Annotated in this window: 16 protein-coding genes; 10 read left to right on the top strand and 6 right to left on the bottom strand. The window is 66.6% G+C overall.

The genetic code is table 11. The annotated features are described in order from the left end of the window. The first annotated feature begins 67 nt into the window (after positions 1-67). Genes ABC383_RS22065 through ABC383_RS22055 form a run of 3 tightly spaced genes read left to right on the top strand, consistent with a single transcriptional unit; the run spans position 68 to position 3,029 of the window. Positions 68-1,045 carry a Bug family tripartite tricarboxylate transporter substrate binding protein gene (locus ABC383_RS22065; RefSeq protein WP_413017264.1) on the top strand — a complete coding sequence of 326 codons (978 nt, stop codon included), beginning with the start codon at positions 68-70 and terminating at the stop codon, positions 1,043-1,045. Further along, positions 1,042-1,497, top strand: a complete 456-nt coding sequence (locus tag ABC383_RS22060; RefSeq protein ID WP_413017262.1) for a tripartite tricarboxylate transporter TctB family protein — start codon at positions 1,042-1,044, stop codon at positions 1,495-1,497. The genes ABC383_RS22065 and ABC383_RS22060 overlap by 4 nt, the downstream gene beginning before the upstream one ends. A 2-nt stretch (positions 1,498-1,499) precedes the next feature. After that, a complete protein-coding gene (locus tag ABC383_RS22055; RefSeq protein ID WP_413017260.1) occupies positions 1,500-3,029 on the top strand; it encodes a tripartite tricarboxylate transporter permease in 1,530 nt (509 codons plus the stop codon). A 438-nt stretch (positions 3,030-3,467) separates the two neighbouring features. Here the strand turns inward: ABC383_RS22055 and ABC383_RS22050 are convergent, their stop codons facing one another. Further along, entirely contained in the window at positions 3,468-5,834 is a 2,367-nt protein-coding gene (locus ABC383_RS22050) for an ankyrin repeat domain-containing protein (protein ID WP_413017259.1), read from the bottom strand. 290 nt (positions 5,835-6,124) lie between these two features. Between ABC383_RS22050 and ABC383_RS22045 the strand changes: the two genes are divergently transcribed. Continuing rightward, complete coding sequence (locus ABC383_RS22045) at positions 6,125-6,295, top strand: hypothetical protein (RefSeq protein WP_413017257.1); 171 nt, start codon at positions 6,125-6,127, stop codon at positions 6,293-6,295. A gap of 219 nt (positions 6,296-6,514) precedes the next feature. Here the strand turns inward: ABC383_RS22045 and ABC383_RS22040 are convergent, their stop codons facing one another. Further along, positions 6,515-8,587 carry an acetate--CoA ligase family protein gene (locus tag ABC383_RS22040; protein ID WP_413017255.1) on the bottom strand — a complete coding sequence of 691 codons (2,073 nt, stop codon included), beginning with the start codon at positions 8,585-8,587 and terminating at the stop codon, positions 6,515-6,517. 328 nt (positions 8,588-8,915) lie between these two features. Between ABC383_RS22040 and ABC383_RS22035 the strand changes: the two genes are divergently transcribed. From ABC383_RS22035 to ABC383_RS22015, 5 genes are read left to right on the top strand one after another with little or no spacing between them, the layout of a single operon-like run. Then, complete coding sequence (locus tag ABC383_RS22035; protein WP_413017253.1) at positions 8,916-10,073, top strand: acyl-CoA dehydrogenase family protein; 1,158 nt, start codon at positions 8,916-8,918, stop codon at positions 10,071-10,073. Positions 10,074-10,117: 44 nt separating this feature from the next. Further along, on the top strand, positions 10,118-11,113 hold the full coding sequence (locus ABC383_RS22030) for a Bug family tripartite tricarboxylate transporter substrate binding protein (RefSeq protein WP_413017251.1): 996 nt from the start codon (positions 10,118-10,120) through the stop codon (positions 11,111-11,113). Positions 11,114-11,130: 17 nt separating this feature from the next. After that, positions 11,131-12,462 carry an MmgE/PrpD family protein gene (locus ABC383_RS22025; RefSeq protein WP_413017249.1) on the top strand — a complete coding sequence of 444 codons (1,332 nt, stop codon included), beginning with the start codon at positions 11,131-11,133 and terminating at the stop codon, positions 12,460-12,462. Positions 12,463-12,501: 39 nt separating this feature from the next. Continuing rightward, complete coding sequence (locus ABC383_RS22020; RefSeq protein WP_413017248.1) at positions 12,502-13,356, top strand: alpha/beta fold hydrolase; 855 nt, start codon at positions 12,502-12,504, stop codon at positions 13,354-13,356. Then, positions 13,353-14,357 carry a D-2-hydroxyacid dehydrogenase family protein gene (locus ABC383_RS22015; RefSeq protein WP_413017246.1) on the top strand — a complete coding sequence of 335 codons (1,005 nt, stop codon included), beginning with the start codon at positions 13,353-13,355 and terminating at the stop codon, positions 14,355-14,357. The genes ABC383_RS22020 and ABC383_RS22015 overlap by 4 nt, the downstream gene beginning before the upstream one ends. Before the next feature lie 68 nt (positions 14,358-14,425). On the opposite strand, the gene ABC383_RS22010 is transcribed toward ABC383_RS22015, so the two are convergent. The 4 genes from ABC383_RS22010 to ABC383_RS21995 all read right to left on the bottom strand — a co-directional run bounded on the left by ABC383_RS22010 (position 14,426) and on the right by ABC383_RS21995 (position 20,137). Next, complete coding sequence (locus ABC383_RS22010) at positions 14,426-15,568, bottom strand: AI-2E family transporter (protein ID WP_413017244.1); 1,143 nt, start codon at positions 15,566-15,568, stop codon at positions 14,426-14,428. Positions 15,569-15,753: 185 nt separating this feature from the next. Then, a complete protein-coding gene (locus tag ABC383_RS22005; protein ID WP_413017242.1) occupies positions 15,754-16,062 on the bottom strand; it encodes a hypothetical protein in 309 nt (102 codons plus the stop codon). An 84-nt stretch (positions 16,063-16,146) separates the two neighbouring features. Further along, positions 16,147-17,940, bottom strand: coding sequence for an NAD(P)/FAD-dependent oxidoreductase (locus ABC383_RS22000; protein WP_413017240.1), 1,794 nt, complete (start codon positions 17,938-17,940; stop codon positions 16,147-16,149). A gap of 265 nt (positions 17,941-18,205) precedes the next feature. Further along, positions 18,206-20,137 carry a sigma-54-dependent Fis family transcriptional regulator gene (locus tag ABC383_RS21995; RefSeq protein WP_413017238.1) on the bottom strand — a complete coding sequence of 644 codons (1,932 nt, stop codon included), beginning with the start codon at positions 20,135-20,137 and terminating at the stop codon, positions 18,206-18,208. Positions 20,138-20,311: 174 nt separating this feature from the next. Here ABC383_RS21995 and amaB point away from each other — a divergent pair, with 174 nt between their 5' ends. Then, complete coding sequence (gene amaB, locus ABC383_RS21990) at positions 20,312-21,811, top strand: L-piperidine-6-carboxylate dehydrogenase (protein WP_413017236.1); 1,500 nt, start codon at positions 20,312-20,314, stop codon at positions 21,809-21,811. Positions 21,812-21,977 lie beyond the last annotated feature (166 nt).

Raw genomic sequence — 21,977 nt, 5'->3', positions numbered from 1 at the left:
TACCGCTCATTTAAAAAGCGGGCTGGCGCCCAGTCAGCCGCCATCACAACCGTCACTGGAGACAATCATGAAAAAGATCCTCTGCGTCTTTACGCTCGCCGCCGCCACGACCGGCGCCTTCGCCGGCCCGCTGGACAAGACCGAATGCATCGCGGCCGCCAAGCCGGGCGGCGGTTTCGACCTGACCTGCAAGCTGGCCCAGACCGCGCTGTACGACGGCCATGTGATCAAGGACCCGATGCGGGTGACCTACATGCCGGGCGGCATCGGCGCCGTGGCCTATAACGCCATCGTCGCGCAGCGTCCCGCCGAACCCAACACCATCGTCGCCTTCTCCGGCGGCTCGCTGCTCAACATCGCGCAGGGCAAGTTCGGTCGCTACAGCGAAAACGACGTGCGCTGGCTGGCCGTCATCGGCGCCGACTATGGCGCGGTGGTGGTGCGCAAGGACTCGCCTTACAAGACCATGGCCGACCTCGCCAACGCGCTGAAAACCGACGCCACCAAGGTGGTGCTGGGCGCCGGCGGCACCGTGGGCAGCCAGGACTGGATGAAGGCCGCGCTGACCGCCAAGGCCGCCGGCGTGAACCACAAGACCATGCGCTTCGTCGCATTCGAAGGCGGCGGCGAAGCGATCGCCGCGCTGCAGGGCGGCCATATCAGCGCCTACTTCGGCGATGCCGGCGAAGCCTCGTCGCAGATCAAGGCCGGCGCCAACATCCGCGTGCTGGCGGTGATGTCGGACAAGCGCCTGCCGGGCGCGCTGGCCGACGTGCCGACCGCCAAGGAGCAGGGCTATGACATCGACTGGGCCATCGTGCGCGGCTTCTACATGGGACCCAAGGTCAGCGACGCCGACTTCAACACCTGGTCGGAAGCCTTCGCCAAGGTCACCAAGACCAAGGAATTTGCCAAGCTGCTGGACGAGCGCGGCCTGTATCCGATGACCCTGACCGGCCCGGAACTCAATAGCTACATCAAGAACGCCACCGAGAAGTACCGCAAGCTGGCCGGCGACTTCGGCCTGATGGGACAACCGAAATGACCAGCGACCGCGTCCTCGGCATTCTTGCCGTTCTGATGGGCGCCGGCATGGCCGCGATGTCCTGGGGCTACGTGGCCCAGGTCGAATACGAGCCGGTCGGCCCGCGCGCCTTCCCGCTGCTGCTGGCGGGGCTGATCGCGCTGTGCGGCCTGTGGCTCGTCTTCAAGCCGTCGCACCGCGCCCACTTCGGCAGCACGCTGCAGATGCGCAGCGTTGCGCTGTGCGCCCTGTTCGTCGTGCTGTATGCGGTGCTGTTCCAGGTGCTGGGCTTCGTGGTCGCCACCGCGCTGATGTCGATTCCCGTCGGCCGCATCTTTGGCGGCACCTGGAAGCAGTCGGTGCTGACCGGCGTCGGCATGGGCCTGGTGCTGTTCGTGCTGTTTGACACCCTGCTCGACGTGGTGCTGCCGGCCGGCATCGCGAAGCCGCTCTTTACCGCGATTGGACTCTGATCATGGATACCTATTCCTTTCTCGCCTCGGGTTTCGCGGTCGCGCTGCAGCCGATGAACCTGCTGATGGCGGCCATCGGCGCCTTCATCGGCACCGTGGTCGGCCTGTTGCCCGGCCTGGGCCCGATCAATGGCGTGGCGATCCTGATGCCGCTGGCATTCGCGCTGAAGCTGCCGCCGGAGACCGCGCTGATCCTGCTGGCGGCGGTGTACATCGGCTGTGAATACGGCGGGCGCATTTCGTCAATCCTGCTCAACGTGCCGGGCGACGCCGCGGCGATCATGACGGCGATGGATGGCTATCCAATGGCCAGGAAGGGCATGGGCGGCGTGGCGTTGTCGATCTCGGCCTGGAGTTCCTTCGTCGGCTCGATGATTGCCACCGTCGGCATCGTGATGATGACGCCGCTGCTGTCGAAGTGGGCGCTGGCCTTCGGCCCGGCCGAGTACTTCGCGCTGATGGTGTTCGCCTTCGCCTGCCTGACCGGCCTGCTGGGCGACCAGCCCGTCAAGGCGCTGCTGGCAACCCTGATCGGCCTATCGCTGGCTACCGTGGGCGTGGATTCCAATTCCGGCGTCTACCGCTTCACCTTCGATTCCATCCACCTGTCGGACGGCATCCAGTTCATCGTGGTCGTCATCGGCCTGTTCTCCATCAGCGAACTGCTGCTGATGCTGGAGGAAGCGGTGCATGGCAAGGCGGTGATCCCGGAAACCGGCCGCACGCTGTTCAACCGCCGCGAAGTGGCGGAAACCTGGTGGGGCACGGTACGCTCGTCGCTGGTGGGCTTCGTGGTCGGCATCCTGCCGGGCGCAGGCGCCACGGTGGCCAGCGCGATTACCTACTCGATGGAAAAGCGCATCGCCGGCGCCAGCGGCACCTTCGGCGAAGGCGACATCCGCGGCGTGGCCGCGCCGGAAGCGGCCAACAACGCCTCGGCCAATGCCTCGTTCATCCCGATGCTGACGCTGGGCGTGCCCGGCTCCGGCACCACCGCGGTGATGATGGGCGCGCTGACGCTGTACAACATCACGCCGGGCCCGGCGCTGTTCCAGCAGCAGCCGACGCTGGTGTGGGGCCTGATCGCCTCGATGTTCATCGGCAACGTGATCCTGCTGGTGATGAATATCCCGATGGTGGGCTTGTTCACCCGCATGCTGAAGGTGCCGAACTGGGCGCTGGTGCCGGGCATCCTGGCCGTCTCCGCGGTCGGCGTCTACGCGGTGCACTCGACCACCTTCGACCTGGTGCTGATGTCCATCCTCGGCGTGGTGGGCTATGCGCTGCGCAAGTGCGAAATGCCGATGGCGCCGCTGATCCTCGGCTTCGTGCTGGGCGAGATGATGGAGCAGAACCTGCGCCGCGCGCTGTCCATTACCAACGGCGAGCTGGGCATCCTGTGGGAAAGCCCGATCTCGATCGGCCTGTGGATCTGCGCGGCTGCGATGGTAATCGTGCCCCTGGCCTTCCGCAAGCTCAGGAAGCCGGCTGCTGGCACCACGCCGGCTGGCGTGGTGGTGGAGCAGGCCTGATGCGCTGACTGAGCAAGCCGCATTTGGTGGTTAAAAAAGCCCGTTGCGCCGGAAGGTACAACGGGCTTTTGTTTTTGGATGCGGCTTGCGCCGGGAAGGAGGGAAGGAGTTCTTGCCGTTGCAGTGCAAATCCTGTCGAGCAGTCCAGTCAAGCAGTGCTCAACAGGAATTAACGACAACGGCGAGGGCAACGCAGCGAAGCGAAGGCTCTCACTACGCGTATTCCGGATTCAACTGCTTCTCTCATGGTTTGCCATCGATGCAGTGGCCACGCAAGATACGCCACGTACTGCTGCGCCTTTCATGCGATGCGATACCCAAAGGACATAGCACACGGCAGTCCCAACGGCATTGTCGAATGAGTCGATCGGATAATGACAGCGACGATTCCGGGCGTTGACCGGAATTGCCGGGATATGGCAATTGCGCAAGGATGAATTAGCTCTTCGGTTTGTACTCCTGATTTCTTTGCAGGCTTGCGCGGATTTCCACACTGTCGGCACCGTCGAGGGTAGTAAGCGTTGTATTGACCTTCAGTGCCTCCGACAGCGCTGTTGCTCCAATGGTGCCAATCTTGTTACTGATAAGGTAAAGCGAGGTAAGCGCGGTATTGACCATCAACGCTTCCGACAACAAGGCTGCTCCGGCAGCGCCAATCTGGTTATCTTCAAGATGAAGCTCGGCCAGCCTGGTATTGGCCTGCAACGCCTCTGCCAGCGAAGCTGTTCCGGCGACGCCGATCTTGTTGTCATTTAGATGCAGCGTGATGAGTGTGGCGTTGACCTTCAGCGCTTCCGACAGCCGAGCTGTTCCGGCAGTGCCGATCTGACTGTTGGAAATATGAAGCTCTGTGAGCGTGGCATTGACCTGCAGTGCCTCTGCCAGCAATCCTGCTCCGGCAGCGCCAATTGGGTTGTAGCTAAGATGAAGCGAGCTGAGCGCGGTATTCACCTTTAACGCATCCGCCAAATATCCTGCTTGGGCAGCGCCAATCTTGCTGCAGAAAAGATTAAGCGTAGTAAGCGTGGTATTGATCATCAGCGCCTCCGACAACGATTCTGTTGGGGCAGCGCCGATCTGGTTATTGGCAAGATGAAGCTTGGCGAGCGTGGTATTGACCTTTAGCGTCTCCGACAGCGACGTTGTTCCGGTTTCGCCAATCTGGTTATGGTCAAGATAAAGCGCTGTAAGTGTGGTGTTACTCTTCAGCGCCTTCGATAGCAGGCCTGCACCGGCGCACCTGATCTGATTGCTATTGAGGTTAAGCTCGGTGAGTGAAGCATTCACCATCAGCGCATCCGACAACGAAGCTGCTCCTGCGTGGCCGATTTCGTTTTCATCGAGATGAAGCTCGGTAAGCGTGGTATTGACCTTTAGCGCCATCGACACCGACGCTGCTCCGGCAACACCAATCTCGTTCCGGCGAAGATCAAGCTCGGTAAGCGTGGCATTCATCTTCAACGCCTCTGACAGCGAAGCTGCTCCCGCATCGGCGATTCGGTTTTCAAAAAGCCCAAGCCTGTTGAGCGAGCTATTGACCTGCAGCGCCTCCGACAGAAATCCTCCACCGGCAGCGCCGATCTGGCTCCCCTGTAGATCAAGCCAGGTGAGGGTGGTATTGACCTTCAACGCCTCTGAGAGCGAAGGTGCTTCCTTGTCGCCGAGCCGGTAGCCATATAAAAAAAGCTTGATAAGCGAAGCATTCACCCTCAGCGCCTCTGACAATAATCCCGTGTAAACGGCGTCACAAAGAAAGGAAATGAGCTCAAGCGAAACAACCTCGCAATCCGACTTTGTCAGCAACACAGCAAGCGCTTCCATGGTGCTCTTTTCCGGCTCTCCGAACAGTTTCAGCTTTCCCTGCTCCACCAGCCCGATAACTTTTTTTACCTCCGACGTCAGCGCCAGCGCTTCAGCCGGTGGGCGTGCGGCATACGCCGGACGAGTAGCCGTGGTTATGGTCGTTGTCGTTGTCGTTGTCGTCGTCGTTGTCGTTGTCGTAGTAGTCGTAGCAGCCATGTCGATGTTCGCCGTGGTCGTGCTTCCATCCCCAGCCGTCACCGTCCCCGGGCTGGCAACTCCCTGGGCAACGCTCGCCACCGTATCCACGCCTTGCGTGCGCAATAGCGCCACCACCGACTCGTGCCCCTTTCTCGCCGCATGGTGCAATGCCGTCCAGCCCTGCTGATCCGGCATCTGTGCGCTGGCCTTGTATTCCAGCAGCAGCTCGACCATCGCCAGGTCGCCGCGCCGCGCCGCCAGGGACAGCGGCGGCCTGACCGCCTCCTTGCCGCCGTCGACCTGCGCACCCCTGGTGATGAGCAGCCCGGCCGTTGTCAGATGCCCGCGAGCGGCCGCTTCGGCCAGGGCTGTGCGCCCATGGTGGCTGCATTGCTCGAGATTGCCTTTACGGTTCAGCAGCAGCGCCACCACTTCATCCTTGCCGGCGGAGGCTGCCATCGAGAGAGCGCATTCGCCGTGGGTGTTCTGCCGGTTCACGTCCTGCACCGACATGTTCTTGGTCAGCGTGAACACCACATCATCATGGCCCTGGCGGATTGCCAGCATCAGCGGGGTGAGCTGGGTGTCCGAGTCGAGTGCGCCGATGTCGACGCCGCCGGCGGCCATGAGCCGCTTGATCGCGGTGGGATCGTCGTCCAGCACGGCCTGCAGCAGGGAATGTTGCGGCTGGCCGCTGCGCAGCACGGGCAGGCCGGCCCGGGTGCTGGCAAGTAATGAGGCTTGTCGCACACCGGCGGCATGTGTGTGGGCGGACTTGGCGGATGTGGGGGTAGTCTGCTGCATGGCTGCTGGACTCCTGATCGAGTGGCGGGGGTGGACCGCAGGCCCGGCCGGGTGGATGGGGCGGCTTCGTAACAGCAGACCAAAAAATGTCACGATGCGCTCGCCGGCATGGACCGCTGCTGGCGGGGAGAGCTGTTTCCGGGTGCGGGCAGGTTGCCGGGCGGGATCATGGGCACATGCCCGGGTGCAGGCGGGCAGGGTATGTACGTCGATGGCCGATCAGGAAAGGTGCGCGGCACTGCTCCAGTGGCATCGTTCCTGCGTCAGGCGCGCGGAGCACGGAACGTGGGATGGAATATCGCGAAGAGACAGGCCAACGGACGATGATGACGACACTGCAAGCGCATTGCCTCGCTCCGGAAGACGTCCTTGCCCTGGCCATGGAGCCGGTTCAGCCAAGACTGCAACTGGTGTTTCGGAATGGCGTCTTTCACCCTGGCATGCAAGACGACGGCGCCTGATCCGTCGAGCGCATCCCCACTCTGGCATGGTCGACAAGGCTCTGGAAAGCACGGACAATTGCCGGGCCGGAATGGCCATGGCTTGCCGCACTTTCCCTGATCGACGATCGGCGGAATACCCTCGCGGTTTGTGGCGCCCGACGACTACGGCAGGCGCCATGCCGACAAACACCGCCACATCGCCCCGACCTTGGACGCCGGCCCGGATGCGGCAGCCGCTTACGCCAGCCGCACCAGCGCATCCACCGCTACCACGCCCTCGCCGGCGGCGCGCACGATCAGGGGATTGATTTCCGCTTCCGCCACCTTCAGGTCGGGCAGCAGCGCCAGCCCGGACAGCGCGACGATGGCCTGCGCCAGCGCGTCGAGGTCGCCGGCCGGCTTGCCGCGGTAGCCGGCAAGGGCCTGCAGCGCCTTGACCTCGCCGATCATTTCCCGCGCGGTGTCCAGGTCCACCGGCGCCAGCCGCATGCTGCGGTCGCGATAGATCTCGGTCAGCACGCCGCCGGCGGCCAGCATCACCAGCGGACCGACCTGGGCATCGAGCCGGTAGCCTATCAACACCTCGCCGACGCCGCGCACTATGCTCTGCGCCAGGATGCGCTCGACCGTTGTGCCGGGCCGGCGCGCCGCAACGTCGGTGGAAATGGTCTTCATCGCCTGCAGCAGGCCGGCGTGGTCCTGTATGCCCAGCACCACGCCGCCGACGTCGGTCTTGTGGGCGATGTCGGCATGCAGCACCTTGGCCGCCAGCGGATAGGCCAATTCATGGGCGGGAGCGGTGTCGGCCGCATCGATCGCCACCACCGGCGCATGTGCCACGCCGATGCGCTGCAAGAGGCCATAGGCCTCCAGCTCATCCAGCATGCGCGGCGTGCCGCTCGCTTGCGCGGGCGCGGCCTGGGCTCGCGGCGCGCGGCGGGCGAAGGCGGCGGCAATGGCGTCGGCGCAGGCTTCGGGCGTGCGGAAGTTGGGCACGCCGGCGGCCGACAGCAAGGCCAGCGCCTGCGGCGCTTCCGGCACCAGGAAGGCCACCAGCGGCTTGGGGCCGTCCCTGCTGTCGACGATGGGCCGCACCGCCAGGTCGGGATGATAGCGGGCCGAGGAGCCGGCCACGGCCACGATCAGGTCGAACTCCGGCGCGGCCGACATCACGTCGATCGCCGCCTTCATCACTTCATAGCGGGTGCCGGCCAGCGTCAGGTCGACGATGGCGCCATGGCCCACCTTCACGCCGGCCGCGGCCAGCCGGGCGAAGGTGTCATGAGACGGGGTTTCCACCTGCACGCCGCGCATGCCGAGCTGGTCCACCACCATCGCCGCGCCGCCGCCCGTGGTGGTGATCACGCCCACCCGCTGCGACTTGCGCTGCGCCAGCGGCATGCGCGCCATCAGCGGCAGGCATTCGATGAAGGCTTCCAGGGTCTCGACGCGGGCGATGCCGCAGTCCTTCAGGAAGGTGTCGGCCACGTCGTCCTCGCCGGCCAGCGCGCCGGTATGGGACACCGCCAGCTCCGCCGCGGCCGCCGAGCGGCCGAGCTTGTAGGCCGCCACCGGCTTGCCGCGCGCGGCGGCGGCCAGCGCGAACTCGCGCAGCCGGTCGCCCTTGCGTATGGTTTCCAGGAACAGCAGATAACCTGTGATGTCGGGGTCGTCCAGCGTGGCAAGGCAGATCTCGCCGATGCCGAGGTCCGCTTCATTGCCCACCGAGACCAGACCGGCAAAGCCGATGCCGCGCTCCTTGCCGCGCGAGACCAGTGCGCCGATCATGCTGCCGCTGTGCGAGGCCACGAAGATGCCGCCGGGCGGCAGTTCCGGTTCGGCGAAGGCGGCGTTGGCGGTGATCATGCAGCGCCGGTGGACGTTCACCACGCCCAGGCTGTTCGGACCCACCACCCGGATGCCGGTGCGCTCGCAGATGGCGCGCAGCTGCTCCTCGCGCGCCAGGCCTTCCGGTCCGGCCTCGGAAAAGCCGTTGGCCAGGATGCTGGCGACCCTGATGCCGGCCGCCGCGCATTCTTCCAGCGCCGGCAGCACCAGCTCGGTCGGGGTGACGATATAGGCATGGTCGGGGACTTCCGGCAGCGCCGCCACGGACGGCCAGGCGCGTTCGCCGAGCACCGTGTCGCGGCGCGGATTGACCGGATAGATCGCGCCCTGGAAGCCGGCGCGGCGCAGGAACAGCACCGGCCGGCCGGAGGTCTTGGCCGGGTCGTCGGATGCGCCAATGATGGCGATACTGCGCGGAGAGAAGAGGGCCTGTCCAAGGCTGGTGTCGGGTGTGGCGGGCATGCTGTGCTTGTCCTTCGAATCAACAATGAGCGGAGTGGGCTTCGGACCGATGTACGGGGCAGGGCCGGTTGCCTGGCCGCTGCGATTATTGCACCGGCGCTATCGGGCGGCCATTTCCGATTTGGTATGTAGCTATGCCTTTTTGTAAAGCCAGGACCATCCTGCTATGAGTTTTTCTCATGCCGGCTTGCATAACCGGAAATTGTCAAAGCACCGGTCCCGGCGCACACTGCAGCGCATTCGGAGCGCTGGCACCGGCCTCGCCGCGGCGGCCAGGACTCCAGCGCCCCAGCAGCATGAACCATCGCAGATCATCAACGAGGACCCAATGAATTTCGAACTGAGTGAAGAGCACCGCGCCTTTGCCGACTCCGTACGCCGCTTTGCGCAGGACAAGCTGGCGCCAGGCGCGCTGGCACGCGCCCATGCCACCCACTACCCCTGGGATGTGGCCGCCATGCTGGCCGAGCAGGGCTTGCTGGGCATCGCCTTCGATGAAGCCGACGGTGGCCAGGGCGGCACCCTGATGCACGCGGTGCTGGCAATCCAGGAAGTGGCGCTGGCCTGCCCGAAGAGCGCCGACATCGTCCAGGCCGGCAACTTCGGCCCGATCCGCACCTTCGTCGAATATGCCAGCGCCGATCAGAAGCAGCGCTTCCTGCCCGATCTGCTGGCAGGGAAAAAGCTCATTGCGCTGGGCATGAGCGAACCCGACGCCGGCTCGGCCGTGACCGAGCTCAAGACCAGCGCCACCGAAGACGGCGACGGCTACCTGATCAATGGCAGCAAGGTGTTTTCCACCCACAGCCCGGAAGCCGACCTGTTCCTGATCTATGTGCGCTTCGGCCCCGGCGTCGATGGCATCGGCTCGGTGCTGGTGGAACGCGGCACGCCCGGCTTCACGGTGGGCGAGCCTTCGTCCTTCATGAGCGGCGAGCAGTGGAGCCAGCTCTATTTCGAGAACTGCCGCATACCGCGGGCCAACGTGCTGCTCGGCATGGGCGGCTTCAAGAAGCAGATCTCGGGCTTCAATGTCGAGCGGCTGGGCAATTCCTCGCGCTCGCTGGCGCTGGGCCGCTATGCCTTCAATGCGGCGCGCGAACATGCGGCCACCCGCAAGCAGTTCGGCCGCGCGCTGTGCGAGTTCCAGGGCATCCAGTGGAAGTTCGCGGAAATGACGATGAAGCTGGAAGCCGCGCAGCTGCTGCTGTACCGGGCCGCGCTGGAAGGCGAGCATGGCCTGCCGTCGGCGCAGAGCACCGCGATGGCCAAGCTCGCCTGCAACCAGGCCGGCTGGGACGTGGCCAATGAAGCGCTGCAGGTCATGGGCGCGATGGGCTACAGCCAGGAAATGCTGATCGAGTACTGCGTGCGCCGCACCCGCGGCTGGATGATCGCCGGCGGCTCGATCGAGATGCTGAAGAACCGGATTGCCGAAGGCGTGTTCGGCCGGTCCTTCCCGCAGCGCGCCGCCAAAGCAGCCTGAACGCCTTTCATCCATTCATAAATAAAACGATCAAGGAGACCTTCATGAAATTCAATGCCACCCTGCGCAAGTTCGCCCTGCCGGCGCTCGGCGCCGCCCTCGCGCTGTTTGCGCAGAACGCGCCGGCCCAGGACCAGGCCTGGCCTACCAAGCCGGTGACCATGGTCGTCGGCTTCTCCGCCGGCGGCACCACCGACATCATCGCCCGCATGCTGGGCATCGAACTGTCGAAGATGTGGAACCAGTCGGTGATCGTTGAAAACCGTCCCGGTGCGGGCGGCAACATCGCCGGCGCCGCGGTGGCCAAGGCCGCGCCCGACGGCTATACCCTGTTCATGGGTTCGACCGGACCGCTGTCGGTCAACACCAGCCTGTACAAGCGCATGCCCTTCGACCATCTGAAGGACTTCACGCCGATTTCGCTGGTAGCCGACGTGCCCAACATGCTGGTAGTCAATCCGAAGACCATGCAGGTCAATAACTTCAAGGAATTCATGGCGCTGCTCAAGGCCAATCCCGGCAAGTACTTCTATGCCTCCACCGGCAGCGGCACTGCATCCCACCTGGCCATGGAACTGCTGAAGTCGCAGGCCAACGTGGAAGCGACCCATGTGCCGTACAAGGGCGCGGTCGCGCTGAATGACCTGCTGGGCGGCGATGCGGTGCACTTCATGTTCGCCACGATCCCGTCGGCGGTGCAGCATGTGCGCAACGGCCGGCTCAAGGCGCTGGCGCTGTCGAGCAAGAAGCGCTCGACCGGCCTGCCCGACATTCCGACCGTCGCCGAATCGGGCTACCCTAATTTCGATGCGAGCTCCTGGTTCGGCCTGGTGGGCCCGGCCAACATGCCCAAGGCAGTGACGGACAAGATTTCATCCGACATTGCCCGCGTGCTGGCCATGCCGGAGATCCATGCCAAGTTCATCGAGCAGGGCGCCGAGCCGGTCGGCTCGACGCCGCAGGAATTCGGCAAGTACATGAAGGATGAAACGGTGAAGTGGGCCCGCGTGGTGAAGATTTCCGGCGCCACCGCAGAGTAAGAACAAAGGAGCATCGCATGTACGTTGTGGAACAGTTTGCGCAGTTTGCCGTTGACTACCGCGCCGCGGCCATGAGCCCGGACGTCGTCCATCATGCCAGGCGCGCCGTGATCGACTGGCACGCGGCGGCGCTGCCGGGCGCGGTGCTGCCGCCGGCCACGTCGCTGGAACGGGCCCTGTCGGAAGAACTCGGGCATGGCAGCGCCCGCCTGATGCTGGGCCAGCCGGCCACGGTACGGCTGGCGGCGCTGGTCAACGGCACCGCGTCGCATATCGTGGAGGTGGACGACATCTTCCGCGAAGCGATCTACCATCCGGGCGCGCCCACCATCGCGGCGGCGCTGGCGCTGGGCCAGTCGCGCAAGGTGTCGGGCGAGGCATTCCTGCGCGCCGTGGTGGTGGGCTACGAAATCTCGACCCGCATCGGCGCCGCGATGGGCCGGGCGCATTACCGGCACTGGCATAACACCGGCACCATAGGCTGCTTCGGCGCGGCGGCGGCGGCGGCCGAGATCCTCAGGCTGGACCAGGCCCGCTTCGCGCATGCGCTGGCCACCGTGGCCACCTTCGCCGCCGGGCTGCAGCAGGCCTTCCGCATGGATTCGATGTCCAAGCCGCTGCATGCCGGCCGCGCCGCCGAAGCCGGCGTCATGGCGGCGCTGGCGGCGGCCGAAGGCGTGACCGGCTCGCTCGACATCTTCGAAGGCGAAGCCGGCCTGGGCCGCGCAATGAGCGACGGCCCCGACTGGGGAAAAGCAGTGGCGACCCTGGGCCGCGACTTCCATATCACCCGCATCACGTTCAAGAACCACGCCTGCTGCGGCCATACCTTCGCGCCGATCGACGGCGCGCTGGCGCTGCAGGCGCAGCACGGCCTGCGCGCCGACGACATCGAGCAGGTCAGCATCAACACCTACCGCGCCGCGCTGGACGTGGCCGGCTACGAGAATCCGGCCACGCCGGCCGAGGCACGCTTCTCGGTCAAGTACACGGTGGCCAGCGCGCTGACGCATGGCAGCGTGCGCCTGGCCGCGTTCGCGCCGGCGCGCATGAACGATGCGGCGACCCGCGCGCTGATGAAGAAGATCACATTGACGGTCGATCCGGAACTGGACGCCGCCTTTCCCGGACAGCGCGCCGCCCGCGTCGAGATCCGGCTGCGCGACGGCCGGGTGCTGTCCTTCCTGCAGCCCTTCCGCAAGGGCGATCCGGAAGCGCCGCTGTCGGACCGGGAACTGGAGCAGAAATACCGCGAACTCGCCGACCCCGTGCTGGGCAGCGAGGCGGCCGGCGCGCTGCTGGAAAAACTCCTCCGCCTGGATGAACTGCCGGGCCTGGAAACGCTCTGAGCCGATGCGACGGACCGGCAGACCACAGGAAAAACCCATATGGCAACATCGATTGCATTGAACGAAGGCCTGCACACAGGCATGGTCGACACCAGCCTCGGCAAGCTGCACTACGTCAGCGCCGGCAACGGCGCGCCGCTGGTGCTGATCCATGGCGGCTTTGGCAGCTGGCTGCACTGGCGCGACAACATCGCCGCGCTGGCGCAGCACCATACCGTGTTTGCGATCGACCTGCCGGGCTTCGGCCTGTCATGCGACGCCGCGCCGGAAAGCGACATCGACGGCCTGGCGCGCCCGGTCGGCGAAGCCATCGCCGGCCTGCGCGCCACGCTCGCGCCGCCGCTGCGCGACACGCCGCCGGGCATTGCCGCCTTTTCCTTCGGCACCGCGGTGGCGGTGCGGGTCGCGCTGCTGTTTCCCGAGTCGGTGGCGGCGCTGCTGCTGGTCAATCCGCCCGGCCTGGGCCAGGTGTCGGAGGAGGTCAAGGCACTGCAGGCCCGTGCGGCCGAGGCGGCACGCAACCAGGGCCTGCGCGCGGGTCTTGCGATCACGCTCAACGAGCTGATGGTGAAGAATCCCGCGCTGGCCACCCCCGAGGCGCTCGACCTGCTGGAACAATGCGTGCGGCAGAACCGCTTCGTGTCGCGCCAGCTGTCGCGCTCGGTGCATCTGCGGCCGATGCTGCAGTCGCTGCAGGTGCCGGTGCATGTGGTGCTGGGGCTGGACGACCCGCACCAGCGGCATGAACTCACTGAACGCCGCGACTGGCTGGCACAGCACCTCGGGCCGGCATCGGTCAGCGTGATTCCCGATGCCGGCCACTGGCTGCAGTACGAACAGGCGGCACAATTCAATGCGCTGGCGCTGCGCTTCTTCAGCCGGGCACAGTCATGAAGATCACCATCCTCGACGACTACCAGAATGCCGTGCGCTCGCTGGCCTGCTTCGAGCTGCTGAAGGACCACGACGTCACGGTCTGGAACGACCATGTGGAAGACATCGACCTGCTGGCCGCCCGCCTGGCCGATACCGAGGTGCTGGTGCTGATCCGCGAGCGCTCCAGCATCGGCGCGGCGCTGCTGGAGCGGCTGCCGCTTCTCAAGCTGATCAGCCAGCACGGCGTGACGCCCCATATCGACCTGGCCGCCTGCAGCCGGCATGGCGTGCTGGTGTCGGCCGGGCAGTATGGCCGGCCCTCGTATGCGACGGCGGAATTCACCTGGGGCCTGATCCTCGGCGCGCTGCGCCACATACCGCAGGAAGTGGCGCGGCTCAAGGCCGGGCACTGGCAGTCGACCATGGGCGACGTGCTGCACGGCCGCACCCTGGGCATCTTCGGCTACGGCCGCATCGGCGCGCTGGTGGCCGGCTATGGCAGGGCGTTCGGCATGCGGGTGATGGTCTGGGGCCGCGATACCACGCTGGACAAGGCGCGCGCCGACGGCCATCTCACCGCTGCCAGCCAGCGCGAGCTGTTCGAACAGGCCGACGTGCTGAGCCTGCATATCCGCCTGACCGACGCCACCCGCTGCATCGTCACCGCGGAGCACCTGGCCCTGATGAAGCCCGACGCGCTGATCGTCAACACCAGCCGCGCCGGACTGATCGCCGACGGTGCGCTGGAAGCGGCGCTACGGGCAGGTCGGCCGGGCCGCGCCGCGGTGGACGTGTACGAGCATGAGCCGGTGGCAGCGAACCATCCCCTTCTTGCGCTGCCGAACGCGGTATGCACGCCGCACCTTGGCTACGTAGAACGCGATGCCTATGAGTTCGGGTTCGAGAAGGTGTTCGAGCAGATTCTGGCTTATGTGGCGGGCGCGCCGGTGCATGTGGTGAACGCGGCGATGCTGGAGGAGGCTGCGACGCAGCGGGCGGAGCCGGGACAGAACGCGTAGCCCGGGTTGCGCGCAGCGTAACCCGGGCTAGGGCTTCCGGAGCCCTGCCCTGGTGGGCGCACGGCCGTCTAGCCGGCGTCCCCGCTCTCGCTCGGCGTCCTTACCGGGTCGCCCAGCATGTCCTGCACATACAGCATCGACACCAGCACCGCGGCCACGGCGGCAATCGGGGTTGCCAGGGCCACGCCGGCGAAGCCCCACATCGCGCCCAGCAGCGCCTGCATCATGATGGTCAGCGCCGGCGGCAGCGACACCGTGCGCCGTTCCACCAGCGGCAGCAGCAGGTAGCCTTCGGCAGTCTGGATGAAGACGAACAGCAGCACCACGTACAGCGCGGTGGCAGGGCTTTCGGAGAAGGCCACCAGCACCGCCGGCACGCCGGCCATGATCGGGCCGACATACGGCACGAAGTCGAGCAAGCCTGCCAGGATGCCCAGCACCAGGGCCAGGGGCACGTCCAGCAGCAGCAGGCCGGCGGTGCTGGCCACCGCCACCACCAGCATGGACAGCAGCTTGCCTGCCAGCCATTGCGACAGGGTCGTGGCGATTTCCTCCAGCACCTCGCGGACGCGTTCGCGCTTGCCGAAAGGCGCAAGAGTAATGATGCCCTCGATATAGAGGCGCGGCTGCGCGGCGAAGTAGATGCCGACGAACAGGATGATGGCGATATTGCCGATCACGCCCAGCAAGCCGGAAAAGAACAGGCCGGTGCGCGGCAGCACCGAGCCCATCTGGCGCATCAGGTCTTCATTGGACGGCAGGCTCGCGCCCAGGCTGCGCAGCAGCGGCATGTCCTCCAGCATGGCGCGCACCTTGTCGAGCGCCTTGGGCAGCGCGTCGGCCAGGGTGCCGCTCTGCTCGCCGATCTGCGGCGCCATCAGCCAGCCGCCCAGCCCGATCACCACGCAGCTTGCCACCACCACGATGGTAAGGGCAACGCCGCGCGAGACCGGCATCCAGCGCTGCACCTTCGTGCTTGCCATGTAGAGCAGAAGGGCCAGCAGGATGCAGGCAAACAGCAGCAACAGCACTTCGCCGCCCAGCCAGACCACGGCGGCCAGCGCCAGGAACAGGGCGCCGACGGCATAGACGACGACAACCTGGCGCAGGAAACCCTGGCCGGAAGCGGCGGTGCGATGGCGTTCTGTGCGGGAAGGCGTGCGGAGGCGGGTATCGGGATTGGTATCAGGATTGGAATTGGGATCAGCCATGGCGCCTCGGTCGGCGGGACCGCCGCCCGGCTATCCGGTGGCACGGCGGCTGGCCCGCAAGGTTCTGGCTGCATTCTGCCCGGCGCCTGGACGGCGGGCGTACGACCCTGTCAAGCATGCATGCATTACTGCCGGGTTTCCTGGCCGGCCGGGCATAGCGCCGCGCCGGATTGCGCAAGGTCAGGTCAGGCGTCCAGCCGCGCTCGTCCACGGCTCATGCCAGTTGACGGCGCCTGCGCCGGGCGCGCCGGCGACAGGCCCTCGGCACCGGCCAGCGCGGCCAGGCGGTCGCGGTCCTGCCGGGTCTGCCAGCCCTCGGTGACGTCGTTCCATGCCAGGAACACCGTCAGCGCGCAGGCCCGGTAATAGCCGCCGGCCTCGGGAAACAGCGCGTCGTCGCGCCGCTCCGCCGTGCCGGCCTGCAGGATCAATTCACTGATGCGTTTTTCCGCGATGTCGGTCAGGTCACGGTAGAAACAGAGCGGTTGTGCCATGGCATTTCTCCTTTACAAAAGAGCATGCCATGGTACGCATTAGTTTCTGTGTAGAAACTAATTATTCCTTGATCCAGGCCAACATCAGCGCAGGTGATGCACCTCCGCCTGGCCGTAGACCGGGGTCGGTATGCCTTCCATGCGCGCCTTCAGCTGCAGCGACAGGTAGCGGGAATAGTGCCGCGACTGGTGCAGGTTGCCGCCATGGAACCACATATTTTCCTGCGCGGTGGGCTTCCACATGTTGCGCAGTTCGCCTTCCCACGGGCCGGGGTCCTTGGTGGTGGCCGAGCCCAGGCCCCAGCACTTGCCGACCTTGTCCGCCACTTCCGGCGACACCAGCCGCGCCACCCAGCCATTCATCGAGCCGTAGCCGGTGGCGTACACCAGCAGGTCGGCCGGCAGCTCGGTGCCGTCGCTCAGCTCCACCGAATTGGCCTTGATGCGCCGGATGTCGACCCGGCTCTTCAATTTGATGCTGCCGTTGGCCACCAGTTCGGAGGCGCCGACATCGATGTAGTAGCCCGAGCCGCGTCGCAGGTATTTCATGAAGAGGCCCGAGCCGTCGTCGCCGAAGTCGAGCATGAAGCCGGCCTTTTCCAGCCGCTCGTACAGGTCGGCGTCGCGCTTTTTCATTTCCTCGTACACCGGGATATGGAAGGTGTGCATGATCTTGTATGGCACCGAGGCGAAGGTCAGGTCGGCCTTGTCGGTGGTAATGCCGTTGGCCACCGCCTGCTCCGAGTACAGCCCGCCCAGCGCCAGCTCCATCAGCGATTCGGACGGCGCGATATGGGTCGAGCTGCGCTGGATCATGGTGACGTCCGCGCCGTTCTCCCACAGGTCGGCGCAGATGTCGTGGGCCGAGTTGTTCGCGCCCAGCACCACCGCCTTCTTGCCGGCGAAGGCCTCGCCGCCGGGGTGCTTGCTGGAGTGATGCTGCACGCCCTGGAAGTCTTCCGCGCCCTCGATTTTCGGCACGTTCGGAAAGCCCGACACGCCCAGCGCGAATACCAGCTGCTTCGGCCGCAGCGTCACGTCCTCGCCATTGCGCCTGACCAGCACTTCCCATTCCTTCTTCTCTTCGTCGAAGCGGGCGCTGACGGCCTCGGTGCTGCTCCAGTAGTTCAGTTCCATCACCTTGGTATACATCTCCAGCCAGTCGCCGACCTTGTCCTTGGGCGCGAACACGGGCCAGTCGTCCGGGAAGGGCAGGTAGGGCAGGTGGTCGTACCAGACCGGGTCATGCAGGCAGAGCGACTTGTAGCGGTTGCGCCAGGAGTCGCCGGCGCGCGGGTTGCGCTCGACGATGATGGTCGGCACACCCAGGCGCTTCAGGCGTGCGCCGAGCGCAATGCCGCCCTGGCCGCCGCCGATGATCACGCAGTACGGCTGGGCGCTGTAGCCCAGCTCGCGTTCTTCCTGCTGGCGCTTCTCCAGCCAGGAAAGCCGGCCCTTCTGCACGCCATGCTCGGCGCCCTTGGCGCGCCGCTCGCCGGTCTTTTCCTCGTGGCCCTTCAGTTCCGTCATCGTGGTCAGCAGCGTCCATGCGCGGCCGTCCTTCAGCCGCAGGTGGCCGCGGCCGCGCGCCACGCCGGTCTCGAAGGTCAGCCAGGCATCGACCACGCCGTCGGCTTCGGTAGGTTCGCCTTCCAGGCGCCAGTTCGACGGCGCGGTGTCGGCCAGCCGCGCCGCCAGCATGTCGCGCACCTGCTGGCGGCCTTCCATGGTCTTGATGTTCCAGGTGAAGCTGACCAGGTCGCGCCAGTAGCAGTCCTCCTGGAACAGCGCGGCCACGGCATCCGGGTCGTTGCTCTTCAGGGCCGCGCCGAATTCTTCCAGCCAGCCTGCCGCCGCTTGGGTGGGGGTAATCGTCATCTGTCTGCCTCCATGATATGAATAGCCCGGCTCGTGCCGGTCATCCTCTTTCGCAAGCCGCGTGCCAGCGCCGCCTGCGCTTGGCACGTTCTGCGGGCAGGCATGCAAACCTATGAATCAAAAGGATTTGTCAGTGAGGCAGGCTGCCGCGCATGAGAGGCAGGCAGGCACGCCAGCCCGGCGGTGCGGCACCTGTGCCGTCACCCGGCCTGTGACAGGTGTCACAGCTGTGACACTCGCAGGAAGCCGTAAGCCCGGAGCGTGCTCAGGCTTGCGTATGGTTGGGGCTGACGATGCCCAGCCGTTTCATGCGCCGGTACAGCGTCATGCGCGCCACGCCCAGACGCGACGCGGCCAGCGTCACGTTCCAGCGGCATTCGCGCAGCAGCGCTTCGAGCTGCCGCGCCGGCGTGTCGGCCGCGTCGGCGCTGCCGGGCGCTTCGAGCGCGCCCTGCGCGGCCAGGCCGTCCGGCAGGTCGGCCGGCTCGATGCGGTTGCCGCTGCAGACCGCGGCCGCATACTCCAGCACATTGCGCAGCTCGCGCAGGTTCCCCGGCCAGTGATGGCTGCGCAGCAGCTGCGCGGTGTCGGCGGCAAGCTCGGGCGCCTCCTGCAGGCCGTTGCGCCTGGCATGGGCGCGCAGCATGCGGTCCATCATCCAGCCCAGGTCCTGCCGCAGCCGCAGCGGCGGAAGCACGAGGCGCGCGCCGTTGAGGCGGTAGTACAGGTCGTCGCGGAAGCGGCCTTCCCGCACCAGCGCTTCCAGCGCGCAGTGGGTGGCGGCGATCACCCGGATGTCGACCTGCACCGGCCGCGACGCGCCGATCGGCAGCACTTCCTTTTCCGCCAGCACCCGCAGCAGCCTGGCCTGCAGGTGGCGCGGCATGTCGCCGATCTCGTCCAGGAACAGGGTGCCGCCGTGCGCCTCGGCGATCAGGCCGCGCTTGCCTTTCTGCGCCGCGCCGGAAAAGCTGCCGGGCAGATAGCCGAACAGCTCGCTTTCGATCAGCGTCTCGGGGATGGCCGCGCAATTGACGGCGATGAAGGGGCCGCGCCGGCGCTCGCTGCTTTCATGCAGGGCCTTGGCAAAGTATTCCTTGCCGGTGCCGGTTTCGCCCGTCAGCAACAGGCTGACCGGCGTGTTGACCAGCCTGGCGGCGCGCTCGATCTGCCGGTCCAGCAGCGCGTCGCCGCCGGAGAGCGCAGCCAGCGGCGCCGGGATCTGGCGTGCAGGCACTGCCTGCACCCGCCGTGCCGGCGGCGGCGACGCCAGCAGGAACAGGATGCGCCTGCTGCCATTGACCACCACCGCGCGCCGGTCGGCCGGCTCGCTCTTCAGGTAGCGGCCGAGTTGGTTGATGTCGAGCTGCAGCAGCTGGCCGATATGCCGGCCCAGGAGCGGCGGCGCGCCCGGCGCTTCCAGCAGCAGCTGGGCGCGGCGGTTGTAGCCGGCGACATGGCCGGCCGCATCGAGCGCCAGCAGGTATTCCGGGCTCACTTCCAGGAACTGCGGCGCCGCGGAAAGCCGCAGTACCCATTCCTGTGCGAAGCGGCGCAGGAAGCCGGCATCCTCCACCCGCTGCGCCGCCATCTTCACCAGTTGCAGCGCCAGGTGCTGGCTGGCCTTGGGCTGGGGCGAGGTGAGGGCGGAGATATCCAGCACCGCATTCAGGCCGCCATCGCTGCCATAGACCGGCGCGGTGCTGCAGGTGAGCGGGATGTGGGTGGCGTCGAAGTGGTCGCCCTGGTGCACCGTCAGCGCTTCGCCGGTGCTGATGCAGGTACCCACGCCGCAGGTGCCGGCATGGCGCTCGCTCCAGTCGGCGCCGAGGTAGAGGCCGGCCTTGCGCAGGCTGCGGTCCAGCTGCAGGTCGCCCATGAAGTCGACCGTCACGCCGCGCGCATCGGTGAGCAGCACCACGTAGCCCAGGCCGGCCACCTGCTGGTACAGCGATTCCAGGCCATGGCGGGCGATGCGCAGGAAGTCTTCCATCTGGTCCTGGTGCTCGCGCAGCAGCGGCGCCGGCAGTATCACGGCCTCGCGCATGCAGGTTGGGTCGAGCCGGTGGTCGTTGACGCAGCGCAGCCATGAGCTGCGTATCACGTCATCATGCGGCGCCGCGTCAGGCGCGGCCGCGCCGCCGTGGTCGGCCACGCGCAGGACGGTGTCGATATGTTCGCGTTGCTGATGCCGCATGCTGGTCTCCTTGCGCCGGATCGACGTCCGGCTGCGTTGTCAGGCACAGGAAGCAGGCTCGTAGTGTAGTTGAGTTTTCCGACGCGCTGCATGCAAACCCCCGCAATGCACTTGTGCGCCGCCCCCGGCTGCGACAGACTTGGCCTGTCGCCGTCGATTCCACAGGAGCCCGCCATGGACGTGAACGCGCTTTTATCGCAGCTGGGCGTGCAGCCCGCCAGCCTGGATCCGGCCGGCCTGCAGTCGGTCTCGCCGATCGACGGCAAGCCCCTGGCCGGCGTGGCGGCCGGTTCGGCGGCGCAGGCCGATGCCGCCATCGGCCGCGCCCACCAGGCCTTCCTCGCCTGGCGCGAGATGCCGGCGCCGCGGCGCGGCGAGCTGGTGCGGCTGTTCGGCGATGTGCTGCGCGAGAACAAGGCGGCGCTGGGCCGGCTGATCACGCTGGAGACCGGCAAGATCCTGCAGGAAGGCCTGGGCGAGGTGCAGGAGATGATCGACATCTGCGACTTCGCATTGGGCCTGTCGCGCCAGCTGTACGGGCTGACGATGGCGTCGGAGCGGCCGGGCCACCGGCTGATGGAGACCTGGCATCCGCTGGGCGTATGCGGCGTGCTGTCGGCCTTCAATTTCCCGGCGGCGGTATGGGCCTGGAATGCCGCGCTGGCCTGGGTCTGCGGCGACAGCGTGGTATGGAAGCCCTCCGAAAGAACGCCGCTCACGGCGCTGGCCTGCGCCGCCCTGTTCGAAAAGGCTTGCGCGCGCTTCGGCGCCGCGCCCGCCGGCCTGCTCGAAGTGCTGCAGGGCGGGCCTGCGCTGGCGGCCCGGCTGGTGGACGATGGCCGCGTGCCGCTGCTCTCGGCGACCGGCTCGACCCGCATGGGCCGCGAAGTGGCGCCGCGGGTGGCGGCACGCTTCGGTCGCGCCATTCTCGAGCTGGGCGGTAACAATGCGGCCGTGGTGGCGCCCAGCGCCGACCTGGCGCTGGCCCTGCGCGCCATCCTCTTCGCCGCCGCCGGCACCGCCGGCCAGCGCTGCACCAGCCTGCGCCGGCTGTTCGTCCACGCCGACGTGCACGAGCGCCTGCTGCCGCCGTTGAAGCAGGCGATGCAGGCGCTGCGCATCGGCAATCCGCTGCTGCCGGAAACGCTGGTCGGCCCGCTGATCGACGGCGCCGCCTTCGACGCGATGCAGCGCGCACTGGCGAGCGCGGCGCGGGAGGGCGGCACGGTGCATGGCGGCGAGCGGGTGATGGTGCCGGGCTGCGAGCGCGGCCATTACGGGCGGCCGGCGCTGGTGGAGATGCCGTCCCAGAGCGGCATCGTCTGCGAGGAAACCTTTGCGCCCATCCTGTACGTGATGCGCTACCGCAGCCTGGACGACGCCATCGCCCTGAACAATGCGGTGCCGCAGGGCCTGTCTTCCTCGATCTTCACGATGGACATGCGGGAAGCCGAGCGCTTCATGGCCGCTGCCGGCAGCGACTGCGGCATCGTCAATGTGAATGTCGGTCCGTCCGGCGCCGAGATCGGCGGCGCCTTCGGCGGCAACAAGGAGACCGGCGGCGGCCGCGAATCCGGCTCGGACGCATGGAAAGGCTATATGCGGCGCGCCACCAACACCGTCAATTACTCGGACCAGCTGCCGCTGGCCCAGGGCATCGCCTTCGACCTGTAGGGCACGGCCCACCGGGCTGCCCTGCCGGCGGAAGGCGCGCAGTCGGACATGTACAGGCAATCCACTCCCGTGGAAACTTCTCCGATTGCGGGTGACGAAGCCTGTTCCTGCCTGAAAGATGCCTCTGGCGCGACTGCGTCAACGAGCCCCACCGGCCAATCTGGTA

Source organism: Noviherbaspirillum phoenicis (assembly GCF_047237965.1).
Classification (GTDB): domain Bacteria; phylum Pseudomonadota; class Gammaproteobacteria; order Burkholderiales; family Burkholderiaceae_D; genus Noviherbaspirillum_A.
Note: the sequence above shows the minus strand (reverse complement) of the source record. Positions and strands in the feature narration are given on the sequence as shown.

What these genes read in the sequence shown, in the direction of transcription:
- ABC383_RS22065 (WP_413017264.1), top strand. Translation starts at nt 68, where the DNA reads ATGAAAAAGATCCTCTGCGTCTTTACGCTCGCCGCCGCCACGACCGGC.
- ABC383_RS22060 (WP_413017262.1), top strand. Translation starts at nt 1,042, where the DNA reads ATGACCAGCGACCGCGTCCTCGGCATTCTTGCCGTTCTGATGGGCGCC.
- ABC383_RS22055 (WP_413017260.1), top strand. Translation starts at nt 1,500, where the DNA reads ATGGATACCTATTCCTTTCTCGCCTCGGGTTTCGCGGTCGCGCTGCAG.
- ABC383_RS22050 (WP_413017259.1), bottom strand. Translation starts at nt 5,834, where the DNA reads ATGCAGCAGACTACCCCCACATCCGCCAAGTCCGCCCACACACATGCC.
- ABC383_RS22045 (WP_413017257.1), top strand. Translation starts at nt 6,125, where the DNA reads ATGGAATATCGCGAAGAGACAGGCCAACGGACGATGATGACGACACTG.
- ABC383_RS22040 (WP_413017255.1), bottom strand. Translation starts at nt 8,587, where the DNA reads ATGCCCGCCACACCCGACACCAGCCTTGGACAGGCCCTCTTCTCTCCG.
- ABC383_RS22035 (WP_413017253.1), top strand. Translation starts at nt 8,916, where the DNA reads ATGAATTTCGAACTGAGTGAAGAGCACCGCGCCTTTGCCGACTCCGTA.
- ABC383_RS22030 (WP_413017251.1), top strand. Translation starts at nt 10,118, where the DNA reads ATGAAATTCAATGCCACCCTGCGCAAGTTCGCCCTGCCGGCGCTCGGC.
- ABC383_RS22025 (WP_413017249.1), top strand. Translation starts at nt 11,131, where the DNA reads ATGTACGTTGTGGAACAGTTTGCGCAGTTTGCCGTTGACTACCGCGCC.
- ABC383_RS22020 (WP_413017248.1), top strand. Translation starts at nt 12,502, where the DNA reads ATGGCAACATCGATTGCATTGAACGAAGGCCTGCACACAGGCATGGTC.
- ABC383_RS22015 (WP_413017246.1), top strand. Translation starts at nt 13,353, where the DNA reads ATGAAGATCACCATCCTCGACGACTACCAGAATGCCGTGCGCTCGCTG.
- ABC383_RS22010 (WP_413017244.1), bottom strand. Translation starts at nt 15,568, where the DNA reads ATGGCTGATCCCAATTCCAATCCTGATACCAATCCCGATACCCGCCTC.
- ABC383_RS22005 (WP_413017242.1), bottom strand. Translation starts at nt 16,062, where the DNA reads ATGGCACAACCGCTCTGTTTCTACCGTGACCTGACCGACATCGCGGAA.
- ABC383_RS22000 (WP_413017240.1), bottom strand. Translation starts at nt 17,940, where the DNA reads ATGACGATTACCCCCACCCAAGCGGCGGCAGGCTGGCTGGAAGAATTC.
- ABC383_RS21995 (WP_413017238.1), bottom strand. Translation starts at nt 20,137, where the DNA reads ATGCGGCATCAGCAACGCGAACATATCGACACCGTCCTGCGCGTGGCC.
- amaB (WP_413017236.1), top strand. Translation starts at nt 20,312, where the DNA reads ATGGACGTGAACGCGCTTTTATCGCAGCTGGGCGTGCAGCCCGCCAGC.